Annotated in this window: 19 protein-coding genes and 1 pseudogene; 7 read left to right on the forward strand and 13 right to left on the reverse strand. The window is 62.5% G+C overall.

Going from position 1 to position 20,779, the window contains the following annotated elements:
• Nucleotides 1–194 precede the first annotated feature (194 nt).
• Nucleotides 195–1,385 (forward strand): winged helix-turn-helix domain-containing protein, encoded by a 1,191-nt coding sequence (locus NXC14_RS04825; RefSeq protein WP_085777192.1) that lies wholly within the window; start codon nt 195–197, stop codon nt 1,383–1,385.
• 181 nt (nt 1,386–1,566) lie between these two features.
• Here NXC14_RS04825 and ribB read toward each other — a convergent pair whose 3' ends face one another.
• Nucleotides 1,567–2,670 carry a 3,4-dihydroxy-2-butanone-4-phosphate synthase gene (gene ribB / locus NXC14_RS04830; protein WP_085777193.1) on the reverse strand — a complete coding sequence of 368 codons (1,104 nt, stop codon included), beginning with the start codon at nt 2,668–2,670 and terminating at the stop codon, nt 1,567–1,569.
• Between the two features lie 8 nt (nt 2,671–2,678).
• On the reverse strand, nt 2,679–3,776 hold the full coding sequence (aroC, locus tag NXC14_RS04835) for a chorismate synthase (protein WP_085779982.1): 1,098 nt from the start codon (nt 3,774–3,776) through the stop codon (nt 2,679–2,681).
• Nucleotides 3,777–4,145: 369 nt separating this feature from the next.
• On the opposite strand from aroC, the gene NXC14_RS04840 reads away from it, so the two are divergent.
• Nucleotides 4,146–4,406: a DUF1344 domain-containing protein gene (locus tag NXC14_RS04840; protein ID WP_003569889.1), complete on the forward strand. Its 261-nt coding sequence runs from the start codon at nt 4,146–4,148 to the stop codon at nt 4,404–4,406.
• Nucleotides 4,407–4,630: 224 nt separating this feature from the next.
• Here NXC14_RS04840 and NXC14_RS04845 read toward each other — a convergent pair.
• The 5 genes and pseudogenes from NXC14_RS04845 to NXC14_RS04865 form a co-directional block, all read right to left on the reverse strand.
• Nucleotides 4,631–5,558, reverse strand: a pseudogene (locus tag NXC14_RS04845) (IS110 family transposase).
• A 254-nt stretch (nt 5,559–5,812) separates the two neighbouring features.
• The gene (locus NXC14_RS04850; protein WP_085777194.1) at nt 5,813–6,403 is read right to left on the reverse strand and encodes a histidine phosphatase family protein; all 591 of its coding nucleotides are present in this window, start codon (nt 6,401–6,403) and stop codon (nt 5,813–5,815) included.
• Between the two features lie 20 nt (nt 6,404–6,423).
• Nucleotides 6,424–7,242, reverse strand: coding sequence for an enoyl-ACP reductase FabI (gene fabI / locus NXC14_RS04855; RefSeq protein WP_085777195.1), 819 nt, complete (start codon nt 7,240–7,242; stop codon nt 6,424–6,426).
• Between the two features lie 121 nt (nt 7,243–7,363).
• On the reverse strand, nt 7,364–8,524 hold the full coding sequence (locus NXC14_RS04860; protein WP_085779983.1) for a DnaJ C-terminal domain-containing protein: 1,161 nt from the start codon (nt 8,522–8,524) through the stop codon (nt 7,364–7,366).
• A gap of 311 nt (nt 8,525–8,835) precedes the next feature.
• Nucleotides 8,836–9,294 (reverse strand): RT0821/Lpp0805 family surface protein, encoded by a 459-nt coding sequence (locus NXC14_RS04865; protein WP_064800911.1) that lies wholly within the window; start codon nt 9,292–9,294, stop codon nt 8,836–8,838.
• A 65-nt stretch (nt 9,295–9,359) separates the two neighbouring features.
• Between NXC14_RS04865 and pdxH the strand changes: the two genes are divergently transcribed.
• On the forward strand, nt 9,360–9,980 hold the full coding sequence (gene pdxH, locus NXC14_RS04870) for a pyridoxamine 5'-phosphate oxidase (RefSeq protein ID WP_085777196.1): 621 nt from the start codon (nt 9,360–9,362) through the stop codon (nt 9,978–9,980).
• 8 nt (nt 9,981–9,988) lie between these two features.
• On the opposite strand, the gene NXC14_RS04875 is transcribed toward pdxH, so the two are convergent.
• Nucleotides 9,989–11,026 (reverse strand): polysaccharide deacetylase family protein, encoded by a 1,038-nt coding sequence (locus NXC14_RS04875; RefSeq protein WP_085777197.1) that lies wholly within the window; start codon nt 11,024–11,026, stop codon nt 9,989–9,991.
• Between the two features lie 216 nt (nt 11,027–11,242).
• Between NXC14_RS04875 and NXC14_RS04880 the strand changes: the two genes are divergently transcribed.
• Both NXC14_RS04880 and NXC14_RS04885 read left to right on the forward strand, forming a co-directional pair.
• Nucleotides 11,243–12,526, forward strand: a complete 1,284-nt coding sequence (locus NXC14_RS04880; protein ID WP_085777198.1) for a D-alanyl-D-alanine carboxypeptidase family protein — start codon at nt 11,243–11,245, stop codon at nt 12,524–12,526.
• A 76-nt stretch (nt 12,527–12,602) separates the two neighbouring features.
• The gene (locus NXC14_RS04885; protein ID WP_085777199.1) at nt 12,603–12,914 is read left to right on the forward strand and encodes a pyrophosphatase; all 312 of its coding nucleotides are present in this window, start codon (nt 12,603–12,605) and stop codon (nt 12,912–12,914) included.
• A gap of 24 nt (nt 12,915–12,938) precedes the next feature.
• Here the strand turns inward: NXC14_RS04885 and NXC14_RS04890 are convergent, their stop codons facing one another.
• From NXC14_RS04890 to NXC14_RS04910, 5 genes are all read right to left on the reverse strand, one after another.
• Nucleotides 12,939–13,952, reverse strand: coding sequence for an inorganic phosphate transporter (locus tag NXC14_RS04890; protein ID WP_085777200.1), 1,014 nt, complete (start codon nt 13,950–13,952; stop codon nt 12,939–12,941).
• Nucleotides 13,952–14,593 (reverse strand): DUF47 domain-containing protein, encoded by a 642-nt coding sequence (locus NXC14_RS04895; RefSeq protein WP_085777201.1) that lies wholly within the window; start codon nt 14,591–14,593, stop codon nt 13,952–13,954. Before NXC14_RS04895 ends, NXC14_RS04890 begins: the two co-directional genes overlap by 1 nt.
• Nucleotides 14,594–14,757: 164 nt before the next feature.
• The gene (locus tag NXC14_RS04900) at nt 14,758–15,249 is read right to left on the reverse strand and encodes a GNAT family N-acetyltransferase (protein ID WP_085777202.1); all 492 of its coding nucleotides are present in this window, start codon (nt 15,247–15,249) and stop codon (nt 14,758–14,760) included.
• A gap of 16 nt (nt 15,250–15,265) precedes the next feature.
• Nucleotides 15,266–16,681, reverse strand: a complete 1,416-nt coding sequence (tldD, locus tag NXC14_RS04905) for a metalloprotease TldD (RefSeq protein WP_085777203.1) — start codon at nt 16,679–16,681, stop codon at nt 15,266–15,268.
• Between the two features lie 467 nt (nt 16,682–17,148).
• Nucleotides 17,149–17,820 carry an invasion associated locus B family protein gene (locus NXC14_RS04910; RefSeq protein ID WP_085777204.1) on the reverse strand — a complete coding sequence of 224 codons (672 nt, stop codon included), beginning with the start codon at nt 17,818–17,820 and terminating at the stop codon, nt 17,149–17,151.
• 315 nt (nt 17,821–18,135) lie between these two features.
• On the opposite strand from NXC14_RS04910, the gene coxB reads away from it, so the two are divergent.
• Both coxB and ctaD read left to right on the forward strand, forming a co-directional pair.
• Nucleotides 18,136–19,020: a cytochrome c oxidase subunit II gene (coxB, locus tag NXC14_RS04915; protein ID WP_085777205.1), complete on the forward strand. Its 885-nt coding sequence runs from the start codon at nt 18,136–18,138 to the stop codon at nt 19,018–19,020.
• 18 nt (nt 19,021–19,038) lie between these two features.
• Nucleotides 19,039–20,739, forward strand: coding sequence for a cytochrome c oxidase subunit I (gene ctaD, locus NXC14_RS04920; protein ID WP_085777206.1), 1,701 nt, complete (start codon nt 19,039–19,041; stop codon nt 20,737–20,739).
• Nucleotides 20,740–20,779 lie beyond the last annotated feature (40 nt).

The following is a 20,779-nucleotide window of genomic DNA, read 5'->3' on the forward strand; positions in this document are numbered from 1 at the left end:
ACCTTCTCCCCGTAAACGGGGCGAAGGGACCATGCCGCGCCCTCTCGGTTCCCCGCGGGCCCCTCGCAGGGCACATCCCCTCGCCCAGTGAGGGGCAGCCATTGGCGCCAACCCGACAGCACTGCTTCTACAAAGAGCAAATCTCGCTGTCGATATCGGGTGGCTAGGAAGATTTTCCGCGTTATGATGGATGCATGACGAATCTGCTGTCCAATTCCGATGCCCGCCGTGTCTTTCTTGCCAAGCAGGGCCTCAGCGCCTCACCGAACCGTGCCTTGACCAAGGCCGGCCTGCTGCAGTTGATCCACGATCTCGGCTTCGTCCAGGTGGACAGCATCCAGACGGTGGAGCGGGCGCATCATCAGATCCTGTTTTCCCGCAACCAGACCTATCGGCGCGAGCATCTGAAGGCACTGCTCGAAAAGGAGCGCGCGCTGTTCGAGCACTGGACGCACGACGCCTCCATCCTGCCCAGCGCCTTCTTCGTCTATTGGAAGCACAAGTTCCGCCACCAGGAGAAAGTCCTCGTCGAGCGCTGGCGCAAGTGGCGCGGCGAGGGTTTCGAGGCGGCTTTCGAGGAGACCTATGAACGTGTGCGGCGCGACGGCGCGATGCTGGCGCGCGATGTCAAGGCCGATGGCCACGTCTCCGGCGGCTGGTGGAACTGGCATCCGAACAAGACGGCGCTCGAATATTTCTGGCACACCGGCAAGTTCGCCATCGCCGGCCGCTCGAATTTCCAGAAGATCTATGATCTGACCGAGCGCGTTATCCCCGCTGAATTCCGCGAGCCGGAGGTGAGCCGCGAAGACTTCGTCGATTGGGCCTGCCGCAGCGCGCTTGCCCGCCTCGGTTTCGCCACCCACGGCGAAATCGCAGCCTTTTGGAACCTGGTCTCGCCCGACGAGGCCAAGGCCTGGGTATCAGCCCATCGTGACGAGCTGACCGAAGTGCTGATCGAACCGGCGCCCGGCGGCAAGCCTCGCCCCTCCTGGGCCTTTGCCGACTTTCTCTCGACGCTTGACACCTATCCGGACGCTCCGCCGCGCATCCGCGTACTCAGCCCCTTCGACCCGATGATCCGCGACCGCAGTCGCACCGAACGCCTGTTCGGCTTCTTCTATCGCATCGAGGTCTTCGTGCCCGAAGCCAAGCGCGAATATGGCTATTACGTCTTCCCGCTGCTCGAAGGCGACCGCCTGATCGGCCGCATCGACATGAAGGCGGACCGCAAGAAATCGACCCTCGATGTCAGGCGGCTTTGGCTGGAACCGGGTGTCAAGGCTTCAGCCGGGCGGCTGGAGAGGCTGGAGGCGGAGCTGGATCGGGTGGCGCGGTTTGCTGGCGTGGAGAAGGTGGTGCTTTTGGAGGGGTGGAGAGGATAATTTCCTCGAGAGAGCGCATCAGATTGCCCCTCACCCTAACCCTCTCCCCGTAAACGGGGCGAGGGGACGTGCCAAACGTTGAGATGGAGGACGCCGGTGCGACATGTCCCCTTCTCCCCGCGGGCGGGGAGAAGGTGCCGGCAGGCGGATGAGGGGCTGCCATCCGGCTTTCGTTTGACCCTCAGCAGATCTCCGTCTTGCTGATCTTGATGCCGAAACCTTCCAGGCCGACATAGTGGCGCTCGCGGCTGGTGAGCAGCTTGATCGAGCTGACGCCGAGATCCTTAAGGATCTGGGCGCCGAGGCCGATTTCCAGCCATTCGCTCTCGCGCGTCTGCGCCTCGGCATGGGCTTCGCGGCCCTGGTTGCGGGCCTTGCGGCCATTGTCGTAATGGCCGACGCCGACGGAGCCCTCGCGCAGATAGACAATGATGCCGCGGCCTTCGGCGGCGATCTTCTCCATGTAGAAGTCGACCGGGCTGTTCTTGCCGAAGAGATCCTCGGCGACATTTTCCGGATGCAGGCGCACCGGAATGTCGACGCCGTCGCGGATGTCGCCAAAGACGACGGCGAGATGCTGCATCGGGTCCCAGGGCAGGGCATAGGTGTGGGCCTTGGCCTTGCCGAACGGCGTGTCGATGTCGAAGCTCGCGCCGTGCTCGACCAGCGTTTCCTTGCGCTGGCGATAAGCGATGAGGTCGGCGACGGAGACGAGCTTCAGCCCGTGTTTCTCGGCGAAATCGACAACCTGCGGCCCGCGGGTGACGGTGCCGTCGTCATTGACCAGTTCGGAGATGACGCCGATCGGCGGCAGGCCGGCGAGCCGGCAGAGATCGACGGCCGCTTCCGTATGGCCCGAGCGCATCAGCACGCCGCCTTCGCGCGATACCAGCGGGAAGATATGGCCGGGACGGACGAAATCGGCTGCTCCGACATTCGGATTGGCAAGGTTGCGCACAGTCAGCGTCCGGTCGTCGGCCGAGATGCCGGTCGTCGTGCCGTGCTTGAAATCCACCGAGACGGTGAAGGCGGTCGTGTGGGCCGAATCGTTTTCCGCCACCATGGCGTTGAGGTTGAGGCGCTTGGCCTCTTCCTTCGGCATCGGCGCGCAGACGATGCCTGAGGTGTGGCGCACGATGAAGGCCATCTTCTCCGGCGTGGTGTGGACGGCGGCGACGATCAAATCGCCCTCGTTCTCGCGGTCATTGTCGTCCATGACGACGACGATTTCGCCGGCCTCGAAGGCCCTGATGGCGTCGACGACGCGCTTCTGATCGTAAGACATGGACGCTCCTATTTCAGACGGCCTGTCTGGCCGCGGTCGCGAAGATAATGATCGGCAATGGCGCAGGCGACCATCGCCTCGCCGATCGGCACGGCGCGAATGCCGACGCAAGGGTCGTGCCGGCCCTTGGTGCGCACGTCGACATTCTTGCCATCGGCGTCGATCGACTGGCGTTCGGTCAGGATCGACGAGGTCGGCTTGACGGCGAAACGCGCCACGATCGGCTGTCCGGTCGAGATCCCGCCGAGAATACCGCCGGCATTGTTGGAAAGGAAGATCGGCGTGCCGTCATTGCCCATGCGCATCTCGTCGGCATTGTCTACGCCTGAGGTTTCGGCGGCGGCAAAACCATTGCCGATCTCCACACCCTTGACGGCATTGATCGACATCAGCAGCGAGGCTATGTCCTGATCGAGCTTGGAATAGATCGGCGCGCCGAGACCTGCGGGCACGCCTTCGGCGATCACTTCGATAACAGCGCCGATGGACGAGCCAGCCTTGCGGATGCCGTCGAGATATTCCTCCCAGACCGGCACGATTGCCGCATCCGGCGAGAAGAACGGGTTTTGTCCGACCTGGTCCCAGTCCCAGTTGCTGCGGTCGACCTTGTGTTTGCCGATCTGCACTAGGGCGCCGCGCACGGTGACACCCGGCACGACCAGGCGGGCGATGCCGCCGGCCGCAACCCGGGCGGCGGTCTCGCGCGCCGAGGAGCGGCCGCCGCCGCGATAGTCGCGAATCCCGTATTTGAGGTCATAGGTATAGTCGGCGTGGCCGGGTCGGTATTGCCGGGCGATCTCGCCATAATCCTTGGAGCGCTGATCGGTGTTCTCGATCAGCATGGAGATCGGCGTGCCTGTCGTAATCATCGTCTCGCCGTCGGCATCGAGCATGACGCCGGACAGCACCTTCACCAGGTCGTCCTCGCGCCGCTGCGTCACGAAGCGGGATTGGCCGGGCTTGCGCTTGTCGAGCCAGACCTGCAGGTCCTTGAGCTTGAAGCGCAGCCCCGGAGGGCAGCCGTCGACGACGCAGCCGAGCGCCGGACCGTGGCTTTCGCCCCAGGTGGTTACGCGGAAGAGGTGACCGAATGTATTGTGCGACATGTGTTCCCACGGCGGCGCCTGAGCGCCGGTCGCCGCCGGCCGCGCCATTGCTTGAAAAGGCGCGACACTCATAGGCCAAAAAACCGCCGAGGCAAAAGCCTTTCTTTGCGTCAAACCGGCAGCGGCGGAAATGCTGTTTCGCTCCTTTGCGGCAGCATGGCCGTCAGGAAGCCAGCCGCCATCCAGTTCCGGCCGCAGAGGCGGTGAGATCAGCGGGGGAAGCGCGTGGTTAACGCAGCGCCTTGATTATGTTTAAAATGCCATTCATCAATTGGGCGGGAAAAGCCATTCTTACGGGCAATTTTCGCCATATTCAGGAGATTATCTGTGGCCAGTGTTCTCGTGCAGCGTTTCAAGAGGATTGTTGCCATGCGTTTCGTCGTCGCCACGCTTTTGGCCACAGCAAGTTTCCTGTCGCCGATGAGCGGTTTTGCCGAGAGCGCCGATGTCGAAGCGACGATCAAGAAGGTCGACACGGCCAATCTCGTGCTGACGCTCGACGATGGCAAGACCTATCAGGCGCCGGAGGAATTCAATTTCGACGGCCTCGAAGCCGGCGTGAAGGTCATCGTCTTCTACACCGAGGTCGACGGCAAGCGCGTCATCAACGATCTCGATATCGTCAAGTAGGCAGTTTCCGGAGAATGGTCGTGTGAGGTTGGCGCCAATGGCTGCCCCTCACCCTAACCCTCTCCCCGCTTGCGGGGCGAGGGACTTGCCCCACGAGAGCGAATGGACCGGAGAGGGCGCGGCATGTCCCGTCGCCCCGCGAGCCTGGGTCCGAAGGACGGGTCGAGACACGTGGCTCGAGCCCGGTTCGGTGGCGACAGCCGGATGAGAATCTGTGTTGGCTGTCAAGGCGGATTTGGTGTCCAGAGACGGTTCTGAGATAGAAGGCAGTTTGCCAGCACGAGCAGCTTTCGCATGATGGCGACAAGGATGACCTTGGCTGGTTTTCCTGTGGCTTTGAGCGTGTCTGCGAAACGAGCAAGCGCGGGATTGTAGCGACATGCCGACAAGGCGGCCATGTAGAGCGCGCGCCGGGGTGCGGGCCTGCCGGCGCGGATGGAACGACGTCCGGTTCGTCGGCCTGTTTGCCCGAACATGTCCCCAACTCGTCCATGCCGGCCATCAAGGCCAGGGCCGTGACGCGGCCGATGCCGGGAATGGAGGTGAGGATCTCGGCCTTGCGGCAGAGCTGCGGATCCTCGCCGACACATCGTTCGATCTCTTTGTCGAGACGTTCGACATGCTGTTCCAGCCGTCGCACAAGGCGGTTGAGTTCGCCGCGCAGAAAGGCAGTGGTGGCAGCCTTGCTGCGATTCTGCAGGGCGGTGATGTCGCATTTGGCTGCCGATCGTGCATTGACCAGCTCCTGCAAGGCCTCGATGTGAGGACTTGGCGGCGTGTCGGCCGGCGGGCGCAGGCTCTCGGCCAAGAGCGCCAGGAAACGGGCATCTAGCCGATCGGTCTTGGCGAGATAGCCGCAGGCGCGGGCAAACATGCGCGCGCGCAACGGATCGACCACGGCGACGGCAAAGCCATCGAGCCAAAGCGAGTGATGGGCGGGCGATGGAACTTACCGGTTGCCTCCATCACGATGCTTTTGGGCCGATGCCTGGCCAGCAGCCGTTTCAGCTGGTCGATGCCGGTCTTGTCATTGCTAAACCGCCGGCTTTCGCCCAGCGGATGCAGATGAACATCAAGCCACTCTTTACTCACGTCCACACCGGCATAAACTACCGGCATCGCGTCTTCTTGGAACGAAACCTTGCCTTGCATGCGGGACTTGCTCCCCATCATCTGTTCAGGACAAACGCGAGGACGGCCGGACCAATCTCATCCCCGGTTCAAGCCAAGGGGCCTGCGGTCCCGGCCGTCCGCACTCCGGCGGATGGCCATCCGCCGGAGTGCGCACCGATCATCAATCAGCGCGAATTGAACATGCAAGGGGCTCATATTGGCGATCTCCCCCGGGCCGAACAACTCGCTCCCATCCCAATCCGACCAACACTGAGCGCAGAGCCCTGCGATGCCTACAGCCAGACGATTGTCCGCTCGCGCGTATCGATCCTGACGATCCGGTCCTGTGGTATACCGCCTTCGGCGGCGGTGCTCTTCGGCAGGTCGGCAATCGCCTGGAACAGCGTGCGGATGACGCCGCCATGGGTGACGCAGACAGTCGGGCGATCGACGGAGTGCAGCCATGCGCTTGTGCGCCAGGAGAGGATCTCGTAGCTCTCCGCATCGTCGCCGGGTGGAATGAAATCCCATTTCGAGGCATTGCGTTCGGCCACCCGCTCGGCCTGCGTCGCCCTCAGTTCCTTGAGCGTCGAGCCCTCCCAGTCTCCGAAGGAAATCTCCACCAGCCTCGGATCGGTGCGATAGGCAAGCGGCGGCAGTCCCATGGCGGCGCGCATGATTTCCATCGTTGCGCGCGTGCGTCCGAGCGGGCTTGCGACAAAATCGAATTCGCCAACCGTATCGCCGAGGATCTTGGCCAGCTCGATGCCGTTCTGACGGGCCTGTTCCAGGCCGATGGCGTTCATCGGAATGTCCTTCTGGCCCTGCAGGCGGCGCTCGGCGTTCCAGTCCGTCTGACCGTGTCTGATCACATAGATAAGCACGGTCCAGACTCCGGAGGCATTTAGTCCTTGACGACCGAAATATCCGGCGCGTCGACGGCCTTCATGCCGATGACATGATAACCGCTGTCGGCATGGTGCACTTCGCCGGTGACCGAGCGCGAAAGGTCGGACAGGAGATAGAGGCCGACATCGCCGACTTCCTCGATGGTGACGGTGCGCCGCAGCGGGGCGTTATATTCGTTCCACTTCAGAATATAGCGGAAATCGCCGATGCCGGAGGCGGCGAGCGTCTTGATCGGTCCGGCCGAAACGGCGTTGACGCGGATGTTCTGCGGCCCGAGGTCGACGGCGAGATATTTGACGCTGGCTTCGAGGGCGGCCTTGGCGACACCCATGACATTATAATTCGGCATCACCTTCTCGGCGCCGTAATAGGTCAGCGTCAGCATCGAGCCGCCTTCCGTCATCAGCTTCTCGGCGCGGCGTGCGACCGAGGTGAAGGAATAGACGGAGATCTGCATCGTCTTATTGAAATTGTCGGGCGAGGTGTCGATGTAGCGGCCGGTCAACTCGTCCTTGTCGGAAAAGCCGATCGCATGCACGAGAAAATCGATCTTGCCCCACAGTCTTTCGACATTCTCGAAAACCGCGTCGATGGTGGCTTCGTCGGCGACGTCGCAATGGCCGACGAGCGTCGCTTCGATTTCGGCTGCGAGCGGCTCGACACGCTTCTTCAGCGCATCGCCCTGATAGGTGAGCGCAACTTCTCCGCCCTGCGCATGAATGGCCTTGGCAATACCCCACGCAATCGAACGATTGTTGGCGACACCCATGATGACGCCGCGTTTGCCTGCCATGAGGCCGGATGCTTGAGCCATATTTCGCTCCCTAGGATTCTGATCGATCCTGCCTATGGCATAGGCCGTTAATCGGTTCAAGCTTGGCCTGGATCATCAACTGTTAGGGATCGTAACAAAGGGTGCGAATGTCATAAAAATTTCATAGGAACAGGCCTTCGCGCATGCTCCGCATGAGATCTGTGATCTTATCGTCGGGTTTTTCCCACAGGATGATGCGCAATTCGACGACGAGATCGCCTCTGCTGCCGTCTTCCCGCGGCAATCCCTGGCCGGGAATCGCGATCGTCTTGTCCGAGCCCGACCATGCGGGAACGGTGATATCAAGCGGCCCGGCCGGGCCTTCGATGCGCGCCTCGGTGCCGAGCACGGCATTCTCGATACTGATCGGCAGCACGGCATGCAGGTCGAAACCATCGACGGTGAAGCGCGGATCGGGGGCGATGCGGATATTGACGACGGCATCGCCGCGCTGCATGCCCGGCAGCTTGAAGCCCTGTCCCTTGAGCCGGATCTCGTGACCATCCGTCGTGCCCGCCGGCAAGGCGAAGCCGATTTCGCGACCCTCCGGCAGCGACGCGGTGATCCAGCAGCTCTTCAGCACGTCGTCGATCGTGACCGTCGCCGTCGTCACCTCGTCCGGCGCTTTCTCGAGGCCGCTATCCTTGGCGCCGGTGAAACGGCGTACCAGCGATGTCAGGATGCTGAGCGGCAGCGACAGGTTGGCGGCATTGTTTGATGTCTCGCCGGGTTCCTCCTCGGCTTCGGGGGCCTCGCCATCCACACGTTTGCCCGCTTCGGACTGTGTCTGGCCCTGCGTCTGCTGGGACTGCGTCTGCTGGGCGCGGCCCTGCGCCTGGCCGCCCGCCGCAGCGCGTGTCTGCGCGCCGAAAATGCGCTCGACCATCTCCTCGGCACCTTCGCCGGTGCCGGCCTGCTGTTTTGGGCCCTCGGCCGCGGCCTTCTGGGCAGCCCGCGCAAGCTCTTCCATCACCCGCTCGGCATTGGCCTGCGCCGCCTTGGCGCGGGCCGCAGCCTCGCGCGCGGCCTGGCGCTGCTGCATGATCGTCTGTTCCTGCTTCTTGGCTTCCGCCGCCCGCATGGCATTGTCGAACAGGCTGCGTTTGCGCGGGTCTCTCAGCGTTTCGTAGGCGCGGCCGATTTCGGCGAAGCGGGCAGTCGCCGTCGGATCGTCCTGATTGTGGTCGGGATGGGCTGCTTTGGCCATGTTGCGCCAGGCCGCCTTGATCTCTTCTGCCGCCGCGTCGCGCTTGACGCCCAGAATTTTGTAAGGATCGCGCATGTCAAAACCGCCGGTGTTGCGATGCGGGTGACGCCTGTCCTTGCCCGGCATCCCCGCCCAATCTCGAAGTCCAATATCAACATGTGAGGCGCCACCGACCGCAAAGGCAGGCAGAGCCACTCTCGACACCGATCGTGCGGCCGAGTTGCTAATCACTTCTTATTTCCGTGGAGAGATGGGGAGTGTTTTGCCGTAAATGGTTAGCTCTTTGCTAAGCATTCGCGATAAAGCCGGCGGCCGTTAACTGTCGCGCGCCGAATCGGTTCCGGCAGATCAAATTTCCCGCCGGACATTAACTTTCACGCCGGAAATTAGCTTTCCGGCTGGAAGCTCAGCAGCTGCCAGTTGCCGCCGCCGACGAGGCAGGTCTTGCCGTAGAATTTGGCGATCCCGACATAGGAATGCCGCGTCGTGCGGAACTGCCGGCAGACCTGGCCCGATTCGTTGTTTTCGACGATCGTATCGATGACGCCGGCGCTGCCGGTCGATGCATTCGCCCAGGGAAGCGGCTGGCCTTCGAGCTTGTGCACATCGGCCGAGGTCACGGCGTTGCGCACTGTCATCTCGTCCGAAAGCGTGTCGGTGCTCGGCGGCGTCTGCGGCACGGTGCCGGTGGCCACCGACCGGTCGACCTTGGCTTCGCTCAAGAAATCCATCCCGCCCGCGAGGCAGCCGGACAGCGACAGCATTGCGGCGCCGACAACCAGGAAGACGCTGCTGCGTTGCCGCAGGCCCTTTGTATGGCGATATGACTTTGCTATGACTTCCACCCTGCGTCCTGTCCAGTTATCAAAAGCTGGGCGAGTTTTGAATAATCCGGGGCATTTGAACCAATATGTCGGCAAACGAGTTAACAAGCGGTGACTTTACCGAAAGTGGCGAGCCCTTCAAGCTCTTTGCCGAATGGCTGAAGGAAGCGGAGGCCTCCGAACCGAACGATCCCAATGCCGTGGCGCTGGCAACGGTCGATGAGCATGGTCTTCCCAATGTCCGCATGGTGCTCCTGAAGGGATTCGACGATGACGGTTTCGTCTTCTACACCAATTTCGAGAGCCAGAAAGGTCGCGAAATCTTGGGGCAGAAGAAAGCCGCCATGTGTTTCCACTGGAAAAGCCTGCGCCGTCAGGTGCGGTTGCGCGGACCTGTCGAGATCGTGAGCGACGCCGAAGCCGACGCCTATTTCAAGACGCGGGCGCGCGGCAGCCGCATCGGCGCCTGGGCCTCCAAACAATCGCGTCCGCTCGAAAGCCGATTCGCGCTGGAAAAGGCGGTGGCGGAATACACCGCCCGCTACGCCATTGGCGAGATACCCCGGCCTCCCTATTGGTCGGGCTTCCGCATCCGGCCGACCTCGATCGAATTCTGGAAAGATCAGCAGTTCCGCCTGCATGACCGCATCGAATTTCGTCGCCCATCCCCAGTCGGGGCCTGGGAAAAGGTACGGATGTATCCTTAGCTTACCCTCTACCGGCCCATCAGTTTCAGCGGAATGCCGGAAGCAAGCGCCGAGACGTAGCGCCGCTTCTGGTAGTAGCCGTTCAGCGACATGCGCGGGAGATAGCCGGTCTTGCCAGTCGCCGGCAGCCCCGGCTGCGTCGTGACCGCGACCGAAAAGCCCAGCCGGCCGGCAAGTGTCTCCTCCCGGGCGGTCGCCGCCTCCGGCGTGCCGTAGGGATAGGCTATCGCGGCGGGACGGGCGCCGGTCAGCGCCTCGACATAATCGGCCGAAACTTCCATCTCGATCCGCGCTTCGGCCTCCGGCAGGCGGGCAAGCGCGCGATGGCTGTTCGTATGGGCGCCGAGCGTTGCAAGCGGATGTCGGGCGAGCCGCTGCAACTGCACCGGTCCCATCACCAGATCGCGCACGATATCGGTCGGCTCGATGCCGTGTTCCCGGGCCAGCATATCGAGGGTGGCAACGGCGCGCGCCTCGTCGAAGCGGTGGATATACCCGGCGAAGCGGTCGAAGGCATCCCATTGCTGCCGCGGGTCGGCGAGGGCCAGCCGCTCGCTGCCGTGGCCGAAATCGAAGCGGATTTCTTTTGGCCGTCGCAACAGGACGGCGAGCGTTTCCCACCAGATGCTGTGGGAACGTTCGGCATAACCCTTGGTGACGAACACCGTGAAAGGCGCCCGATGCCGCTCGAACACCGGCAGCGCATGCTCCATGTTGTTGATGTAGCCGTCGTCGAGCGTAAAGGCCGCAAACGGCCGGCCGCCCTCGGGTTCGGCCAGAAGCGCCGGCAGCTGGTCGAGCCGCACGAAGCGAAAGCCGTCGCGCGTCAGTCGCCTGAGCGCCGCATCGAGAAAATGCGGCGTTATTTCAAGATGCGCGTTCGGCGCAAAGGCGTGGGGCTCGTGCGGGCGGACATGGTGCAGCGTGAAGATGACCCCGCGCCCGCGCGCCTGCCGCATCAGGCCGGCCGCGGCGATCAACGAGGATGCCTCGAGCCCGGCGCCGATCGCCACGCGTTTTGCCAGTCGCTTCAATTGCCCCGTCATGCGCCGCCCATTGTCGTTTGCCACAAACTAGCAACGGCGGCTTAAGCCTTGCTGAATCCCGCTTTCACACAGCTTCTTTCGTTTTCTGTTAACCAAGGCGATGAAAAGACTAGAAAAATCGTAGGCGTTGCCGCAAAGTCGCGCCAAACTTCCGGCTTCTGTCACATTACGACACATGGCCGGCCCATCGAGAGCCAGCGCATCAGGGGGAACTCCATGAGAAAGCTATTGGCGGCTGTTTTGACCGTAACGCTGGCCGTTTCGGCGCCGCTTGCGGCTCTTGCCGGCAGCGCCTCGCTGGTCCTCGATGCCCGCACGGGCAAGGTCCTCGCCTCCGAAAACGCCGATACGCTGAACCATCCGGCGTCGCTGACGAAGATGATGACGCTCTATCTCACCTTCGAGGCGCTGAAGCGCGGCAAGATCGCCTGGGATACGCCGATCCAGATGTCGAAATACGCTGCCGCGCGGCCGCCGACCAAGCTCGGCGTCAAGGCCGGGGGCACCATAACGGTGCGCGAGGCAGTTTATGGCATGATCGTCAAATCCGCCAATGACGCCGCTGCCGCGATCGGCGAGACGCTCGGCGGTTCGGAGGCCGGCTTTGCCCGGATGATGACGGCCAAAGCCCGCCAGCTCGGCATGAGCCGCACCGTCTTCGTCAATGCCTCTGGCCTGCCGGACAGCCGCCAGGTGACGACGGCGCGCGACATGTCGACGCTCGCCGTGGCGCTGATCAAGAATTATCCCAATGAATACCGCCTGTTCTCGACGGCAAGCTTCAGTTTCCGCGGCAAGACCGTGCGCGGCCACAACAATCTCATGTACCGCTACCAGGGCATGGACGGCATCAAGACGGGTTACACCAACGCGTCCGGCTTCAACCTCGTCAGCGCCGTCAGAGACGGCAACCGCCGCGTCGTCGGCGTCGTGCTCGGCGGCCGCACCGCCCGCAGCCGCGACGCCAGGATGGAAGCGCTGCTCGACCGCTATCTCGGCCGCGCCTCGTCATCCGGCGGCGCCAGGCTGATGGCGAGCGTCGGCGCCAGGGAACCGGTCGAAGTCGCGTCTGCGGCTGACTCTTCCGATGTTCCGGTGCCGCTCAACGCCCGGCGCCCGGACGAAGATCCCGCAGGCAAGAGCCTGGCTTATGCCGATGACGCCGTCGTGCCGCTGGAACGTCCTGTCGCCATGGACGAGATCCTGAATGCCGGCAAGACCGGCAAGGCTCCGGCCGAGAAAACCGACGGCACCTGGCAGATCCAGATTTCGGCGGCCCCCAGCGCCGATGCGGCGCGTGCGCTTCTTGCACAGGCCCAGTCGGAAGGCGGCGCACCGCTGGTTTCCGCCTCGCCCTACACTGAGGCGGTCGGGCAGGGGGCGAACCGGATCTATCGCGCCCGCTTCGTCGGCTTCGCCAGCAAGGACGCCGCCGCCTCCGCCTGCGATGCGCTGAAGCAGCGCTCCTATGACTGCGTGCTGCTGCCCGACCACAGCTGATCCCAGCGGCATCATACTCGGCTCTGGACAAGCAGCGGGAATCAGCGTCTCCTCCATAAACAAAAGGAGAACATCCATGCTGCGCCGTCTCGCCGACCAGTTCGAAGCCGCTTCCGCTGTCCATGTCGCCGAGAGCGGCATCGAGCGGGATGACGACTGGTTCCTTTTGAAGCTGCAGGAGGAAATGGGAGAGCTCACCCAGGCCTGGAACCGGCTGACCGGTCGGGGCCGTGCCAAAGGCCGCTCTCCCGAGGATATCAGGCGCGATCTCGCCGACGAGACTGCCGACCTGCTCGGTCACCTCCTGCTGTTTGCTCGCCGTAACGACATCGACATCGCCGCCGCGGTCGAACGGAAGTGGCGGTTTCAGCCGGCACAGACGACCTAAGCGCCACGTCAGCTGTCCGATCGACTAAGAGAGCTGGCCCAACAGGCTCACGAGCCAGAACGAAACTGCCGAAATCATTGCCGCGGCCGGCAGGGTGATGATCCATGCGATCACGATGTTGCCGGCAAGCCCCCACCTGACGGCGGAGACGCGCCGGGCGGCGCCGACGCCGATGATGGCGCCGGTAATGGTGTGGGTGGTCGAAACGGGGATGCCGAGCCAGGTGGCGCCGAACAGCGTCAAGGCACCGCCCGTTTCGGCGCAGAATCCTTGCATCGGGTTCAGCCGGGTGATCTTCGAGCCCATCGTATGGACGATGCGCCAGCCGCCGAACAAGGTGCCGAGCGCCATCGCCGCCTGGCATGAAATCACCACCCAGAGCGGCACGTGGAAGCTGCCACCGAGATAGCCTTGCGAGTAAAGAAGCACGGCAATGATGCCCATGGTCTTCTGGGCGTCATTGCCGCCGTGACCGAGCGAATAGAGCGATGCCGACACGAATTGCAGAAAACGGAAGGACCGGTCGACGGCAAAAGGCGTTTGCCGGATGAAGGTCCAGGTCACCGCCAGAATGAGGAACAATGCCAGCAGGAACCCGATCATCGGCGACATGACGATGGCGCTCGCGGTCTTGAGAAGGCCGCTCCAGACGATCGAGCTCAACCCTGCTTTGGCAAGGCCCGCACCGACCAGCCCGCCGACCAGGGCATGGGATGAACTGGAGGGAATACCGAAGATCCAGGTCACGACATTCCAGACGATGGCGCCGATCAAGGCCGCGAAAATCACCTGCGGTGTCACGATCGCCGGATCGATGATGCCGGTCCCGAGCGTCTCGGCCACATGCAGGCCGAAGAACAGGAAGGCGATGAAATTAAAGAATGCCGCCCAGAAGACCGCATATTGCGGCCTCAGGACCCGTGTCGAGACGATTGTTGCGATCGAATTGGCCGCATCATGCAGCCCATTGAGAAAATCGAACAGCAGCGCGACGCCGATGAGGCCGACAAGAAGCGGAAGAGCGAGGGCGGCATCCATCAGACATTCTCGATCACGATGCCGCTGATCTCGTTGGCGACGTCCTCGAAACGGTCGACCACCTTCTCCAGCTCGCCGTAGATCTCGCTGCCGATCAAATAGGCCATCGCATTGCCGGCGCGGTGCCGGCGAAACAGATCCTTGAGCCCCTGCTCGTGCAACTCGTCGGAGCGCCCTTCCACCCGCGTGACCTGTTCGACGATGGCAGAAAGCCGCGGCGCATTGGCGTTCATGCGATCGAGCAAGGGAATGGCCTCGGCGATGAGATTGGCAGCTTCCACAACGGTCTTGCCCATCTCCTGCATCCCCGGATCGAAGCTGGTCTGCTCGAAGAGCCGGATGGTTTTGACGGTCTTGTGCATCATGTCGATCGCATCATCCATGGATTGGATGAGATCCTTGATGTCTCCACGATCGAAAGGTGTGATGAAGCTACGCCGGACGGCCTGCATGACTTCGCGCGTTATATCGTCGGCCTGATCTTCCAACCGCACGATCGTTTCGCATTGATGCTCGATCTCTACTCCCGACAGCAACCTGTCCAGAGCCTGTGCGGCGCCGACGATCGTTCTGGAATGTTGTTCGAAAAGGACGAAAAACCGGTCTTCGCGCGGCATCAATTTCCGAAACCAACCCAGCATGAACACCTCGTGATTTTTGATCTGCGCTATGGATGACGAGCCGTCCTAAACCCTATCCCGTTGAAGAGATAGGGCCGAGTTTCGGTTTGTGACAGTTTTATGACAGTTGTGGCGCGACAGGAACATGGCCGTTATCGGCCGCCGACCCTTTGCGGCATCCGCAGTCAGCCGACCTTATACCGGTAAAACGTGGTGTCCACGGCCATCAGCGGGAAGGAGCGGGGCAGGGCGCTCTTGGCAATCTCGGTAAAGCCGTTCTTCTCGTAGAAGCGATGGGCGGCAACGAATTTGTCCGTGGTGCCGAGGAAGATGTCGGTGAGGCCGGCATCTCTGGCGTGGTCGAACAGGCGCTCGAGAAGCCGCGCTGCCACGCCGTGCTCGCGGCCGCGAACCTCGGCGGCGACGAACATCTTGCGCAGCGCTGCCTGATTGTTACCGATATCCTTCAAGCCCAGCGTTCCGACGATCGCGCCGTCCTTGACGGCGACCCAGAACTGACCTTTGCCGGATTGGTAGAAATCCGGGATGACCCGGAGATCCGGCTGCGCATCGGCTGTGATGTCGATGCCGAACTCCTCGCGCTGAATCGGCAGGATCACCGACAGCACGTCATCGGCATCGCCGGCGGCAAAGGGTCTGATTTCGATCTCTGCCATGAGGAAATACTCCGCCTCAGGTCTGCGTGCCGCCGACGGTGATCTGATCCATGCGCAGATGCGGCTGGCCGACGCCGACCGGAACCCATTGGCCGGCCTTGCCGCAATTGCCGATGCCGGTATCGAGCTTCATGTCGTTGCCGATCATCGACACCCGCTTCATCGCATCCGGGCCATTGCCGATCAGCATCGCCCCCTTGATCGGCGCGCCGAGCTTGCCGTTCTCGATCAGATAGGCCTCGGTGCAGCCGAAGACGAATTTGCCGGAGGTGATGTCGACCTGACCGCCGCCGAAGGAGACGGCATAGATGCCCTTCTTCACCGAGGCGATGATCTCTTCGGGCGTCTTGTCGCCGCCGAGCATATAGGTGTTGGTCATGCGCGGCATCGGCACGTGGGCATAGCCCTGGCGGCGGCCATTGCCGGTCGGCGCCATGCCCATCAGCCGGGCATTCTGCCGGTCCTGCATGTAGCCGACCAGCTTGCCGTTCTCGATCAGCACGTTGTAGCCGGACGGCGTACCCTCGTCGTCGATCGTGATCGAGCCGCGGCGGTTGTCGATCGTGCCGTCATCGACGACGGTGACGCCGGGCGCGGCGACGATCTGGCCGAGAAGGCCTGCAAAGGCCGACGTCTTCTTGCGGTTGAAATCGCCTTCCAGCCCGTGGCCGACGGCCTCGTGCAGCATCACGCCCGGCCAGCCGGAGCCGAGAACGACGTCCATCGTGCCGGCCGGCGCATCGATCGCTTCCAGATTGACGAGCGCCTGGCGCAGCGCCTCGTCGGCGCCATATTGCCAGCTGCCCTCGGCAATGAAATCGCCAAAGCCGATGCGCCCGCCGCTGCCGTGAGAGCCGCTCTCCTGCCGCTCGCCTTCGCCGACCACGACGGAAATATTGATGCGGGTCATCGGCCGGATGTCGCGGACACGGTGGCCGTCGGCGCGCAGGATGTCGACGACCTGCCAGCTCGCCGCGACCGAAGCAGTCACCTGCCGCACCTTGTCGTTCTTGCTCCTGAGATAGGCGTCGATATCCTGCAGGACCTTGACCTTCTCCTCGAAGCTCGGCTGGCCGATCGGGTTCTGGTCGCCGTAGAATTTCTTGTTGGTGCCTTGCGGGGCTGCAGCATAGGAGCCGGAATAGCCGCGCGTCACCGCGCCGACGGCATCGGCCGCCCGCTTCAGCGCCGCCACCGAGAGATCGCCGGCATGGGCATAACCCACGGCTTCGCCGGCAACGGCGCGAAGCCCGAACCCCTGTTCCGTATTGAAGCTGCCGCCCTTCAGCCGGCCATTGTCGAAGGTCAGCGCCTCGGCCTGGGCATGCTCGATAAACAGCTCGCCGTCATCGGCGCCGGCGAGCGCTTCGGCGACAAGGCCGCGCATCGTGGCCTCGTCGGCATCGAAAAGCGTCAGGAGATCGGTGGTCATGGTCTGGCTCCAATGGCATGCGTTCGGGAATGCGCTTGCGCCTTAGATAGGGCTCAACCTTATAAGGAGTGAAGCCCTGTCTTCGAATTATTCTTTGTTGGGCAGAGCGATCTTGGAAATGGAATGGCTTCGAAAGAGATGTAAGCGTTTTATCGTTTCGCGCTGGGTGGCGGCGCGGCTGTTTTGAGATGATCAGTTAGGGGCCTATTTGCTTGAAATGATGAGACGTGGTGCGAGTGGAGTTGTTCTCGCTCTTCTTTTTCCGGTGACTGGCCTAGCGGCCGACAACGATCTCGAGGACTGCCCCTCACCCTAACCCTCTCCCCGTAAACGGGGCGAGGGGACTTGCTCTGCGAGGGTGAGGTGGGAACCGAGAGGTCCCGGCATGGTCCCTTCGCCCCGTTTACGGGGAGAAGGTGGCGGCAGCCGGATGAGGGGGGCGGACCCATGGTAGACGGCCGCCAGCCTCACGGCAGCGCGTCAAAACCTTCGGCGAAGCCCTTGAGGTCGACGGGGATGCCGATGCCTTCTTCCGGGGTCTGGAAGACGATGAAGGTGGCCTGGGCGCCGCTGCGGAAGGTCTTCAGCAGCTCGTCCTCGAGCACGACTTCGGCATAACAGCCGTCGGCGAAGCAGCGGACGAAGTAGGCGCGGCCGATATCCTTGCCGTCGACATTGAGGCCGAGGCCGTTCGGCAGGAGCACGCCGAGCGGCGCCAGCACGCGCAGGATCTTCGATTTGCGGTCGGCCGTCTTCAAGACGACGACGGAAAGCCCGACCTCCGGCCGGTCCTCGGCGATGACATTCTGCATCAGCGCGCATTGCTCGGTCGCCGCGCCGGCCGGCTTGTCGCAGACGACAGACCATGCGCCGTGATTGGATTTCACTGTGCCCGGCGCCTGCGGCTGGGTCTGGCCGGGCGTCACCTGGATATTCGGGTTGGCAGCCGGGGGCTGCTGGGCCAGGGCAGGGGCGGCCGGTGCAGGGGTGGCCGGTGCAGGGGTGGTGGGCGTGGCCGGGGAAGGGGCGGGTTGCTGCGCGAAGACGGGCGTCGTCGCTGCGGCCGCGATGCTTGCAGTCACGAGAAGCGACCGCGCGAGGGAACGGAAACCCATGGAAACCTCTGGATATCGAATCATTGCGGCTATTGTTGAAGCTGCCCACCGGAAATGAAAAGCCCCACCCCGTGAAAACCGGGGGACTGCGGCAGAAATTGGACCTTTGTCATATAATGTACGGCGGGCGGATCGGCCGGAAAGGGCATTTTTCATATGCCGATGAAAAACTTGGGATGTTTTGCCGTTCGGCCTGCCTGTGCTTTAAGCAAAAATGCCGCATAGACAATTGCTCCTGCCTGTTGCGGCAAATGCCAAACTGTGGTTTGAAGCGCTGAAGATGGCAAGGATTCTGCGTTCGATTTAGCAGGTCAAGCGCTCGAGGGAGATAATAAGGTGATGAAGAAGGCTTATGCAGCCCTGACCACGCTGGTCTGTCTGCTTTTTGCTTCCGGCACATATGCCGACCAGCCGACGCCGTGGCAGGCGACGCTGCAGCCGGCGGCGACGCCGATCATGCGGGAAATTCATTGGTTCGAACAATATACCCTGTGGTTTATCGTTCCGATCACGCTCTTCGTCCTGATCCTGCTCATCGTCGTCTGCTTCAAGTTCCGCGCCAGCGCTAACCCGGTTCCGTCGCGCACGAGCCACAATACGCTGATCGAGGTCATCTGGACCGTGGGGCCGGTCCTGGTGCTGCTCTTCCTCGCCATTCCCTCCTTCAACCTTCTGACAGCCCAGCTGACGCTGCCCGAAAATCCTGACGTGACGATCAAGGCGACCGCCACCCAGTGGCAGTGGAACTATGAATATGAAGGTTCGGGCGACAGCCCGCTCGCCTTCGATTCCTACCTCTTGAAGGATCAGGATCGCGCGGCCGCCGGCAAGGAAGACAAGTCGGTCTATCCGAGACTGCTCGCCGTCGACAACGAGCTGGTGCTGCCGGTCAATAAGACGGTCCGCGTTCTCGTGACCGCGGCACCGACCGACGTCATCCACGCTTTCGCCATGCCGTCCTTCGGCATCAAGATCGACGCCGTGCCGGGCCGCCTGAACGAGACCTGGTTCAGGGCCGAGCGCGAAGGCCTGTTCTATGGCCAGTGTTCCGAACTCTGCGGCAAGGACCATGCGTTCATGCCGATCGCCATCCGCGTCGTCTCCGAGGACAAGTACAAGCAGTGGCTGACCACGGCCGCCAGCGACCTGCCCGGCGCCTACAAGACACTCATGGCCACAACCGATGGTCCCGCAAAGACCGTCGACGTTGCCGAAGCACAGTAATTAAAGGGGATCGGGACAATGGCTGGACCTTCCGCTCACGACGATCATTCTCATGCCCACCACGACCATGCGCATGATGATCACGATCACCATGATCACGGGCACAAGCCGAGCTTTATCAATCGCTGGCTGTTCTCGACCAACCACAAGGACATCGGTACGCTCTACCTGATCTTCGCAATCATCGCCGGCATCATCGGCGGCGCGCTGTCGGTGGCCATGCGCATGGAGCTGCAGGAGCCGGGCATCCAGATCTTCCACGGCCTGGCCTCGATGGTCTACGGCTATGAGGGCGATGCCGCGATTGACGGCGCCAAGCAGATGTTCAACATGTTCACGACGGCGCACGCGCTGATCATGATCTTCTTCATGGTCATGCCGGCGATGATCGGCGGTTTTGCCAACTGGATGGTGCCGATCATGATCGGCGCCCCCGACATGGCCTTCCCGCGCCTGAACAACATCTCCTTCTGGCTGATCGTTCCGGCCTTCGCGCTGCTCTTGCTGTCGATGTTCGTCGAGGGCCCGGCAGGCGCTTACGGCACCGGCGGCGGCTGGACGATGTATCCGCCGCTGGCAACGAGCGGCACGCCCGGACCGGCGGTCGACCTGGCGATCTTCGCGCTGCATATCGCCGGCGCCTCGTCGATCCTCGGCGCGATCAACTTCATCACAACGATCCTCAACATGCGCGCCCCCGGCATGACGCTGCACAAGATGCCGCTGTTTGCCTGGTCGGTGCTGATCACCGCTTTCCTGCTCTTGCTGTCGCTGCCGGTTCTGGCAGGCGGCATCACCATGCTGCTGACCGACCGCAACTTCGGTACCTCCTTCTTCTCTCCGGAAGGCGGCGGCGACCCGATCCTCTACCAGCACCTGTTCTGGTTCTTCGGTCATCCCGAGGTCTACATTCTCATCCTGCCGGGCTTCGGCATGATCAGCCACATCATCTCGACCTTCTCGAGGAAGCCGATCTTCGGTTATCTCGGTATGGCTTATGCCATGGTCGCGATCGGCGCCGTCGGCTTCGTCGTCTGGGCCCACCATATGTATACGGTCGGTCTGTCGCTCGATGCGCAGCGCTACTTCGTCTTCGCCACGATGGTCATCGCCGTCCCGACGGGCGTGAAGATCTTCTCCTGGATCGCGACGATGTGGGGCGGCTCGATCTCGTTCCGCACCCCGATGATCTGGGCGATCGGCTTCATCTTCCTGTTCACGGTCGGCGGCGTCACCGGCGTCCAGCTTGCCAATGCCGGTCTCGACCGCTCGCTGCATGACACCTATTACGTCGTGGCTCACTTCCACTACGTTCTGTCGCTCGGCGCCGTCTTCGCGATCTTTGCCGGCTGGTATTACTGGTTCCCGAAGATGACCGGCTACATGTACAACGAGTTCCTCGGCAAGCTGCATTTCTGGGTCATGTTCATCGGCGTCAACCTGGTGTTCTTCCCGCAGCACTTCCTTGGTCTCGCCGGCATGCCGCGCCGCTACATCGATTATCCGGATGCCTTTGCCGGCTGGAACTATGTTTCCTCGATCGGCTCCTACATCTCGGCCTTCGGCGTGCTGATCTTCCTCGTGTCGGTCTTCGAAGCCTTCGCCAAGAAGCGCCTCGCCGGCGAAAATCCGTGGGGCGAGGGTGCGACGACGCTGGAATGGCAGCTGCCTTCGCCGCCGCCCTATCACCAGTGGGAACAGCTGCCGCGCATCAAGTAAGACGTGCGGAAAACCGGACGCCGCACTCGAGACGGCGTTC

It is taken from the genome of Rhizobium sp. NXC14 (genome assembly GCF_002117485.1).
Taxonomy (GTDB): domain Bacteria; phylum Pseudomonadota; class Alphaproteobacteria; order Rhizobiales; family Rhizobiaceae; genus Rhizobium.